The organism is Streptomyces sp. DH12, assembly GCF_020873895.1.
Classification (GTDB): domain Bacteria; phylum Actinomycetota; class Actinomycetes; order Streptomycetales; family Streptomycetaceae; genus Streptomyces.
In genome coordinates, this window is the sequence record NZ_JAHWGT010001026.1 from 1 (window position 1) to 458 (window position 458).

The 458-nt window shown below is 68.1% G+C and carries 1 pseudogene; it reads left to right on the top strand.

Annotated elements, in window-relative coordinates:
- Positions 1-182 precede the first annotated feature (182 nt).
- Positions 183-458, top strand: a pseudogene (locus tag LPA54_RS38315) (ThuA domain-containing protein); the annotation flags it as partial.

Here is a 458-nt window from a genome sequence, read left to right on the forward strand (position 1 = left end):
GTCTTGGCGTCTGACGCAAAGAGGTCTAGCTTCCTTGACGCTGTTGCTGCGACCGAGGAGGGGTGGGTGGCCACGTGCGGTCCACATCGCATCACGAACCCATGGATTCAGCAGGGTTGGACACGTCGAGTACCTCGAACGCACGAAGGACGAGAATCAGACGACGCGCCTGGGCGGCCACCGTGGCCGCCGGTGTCGTCGCCGCCGGCCTGCTGTCGGGTCCCGCCAGCGCGCGACCGGCCCCGGATCCGTCCCTGACAACGATGTCCATCACGTCGCCGCCCGGCGGCGCGAACGTCCGTGTGCTGCTGTTCTACGGCTCGGCGGCGGGCGGTGAGGAGTCACCGCTGGTGAACGCCGGGATCGCGGCGATCGAGCGGATCGGGCAGACCGGTCCGGAGAACCAGCGCTTCACGGTGACCGCCACCGGTGACGCGTCGGTCTTCACCAACGACAAG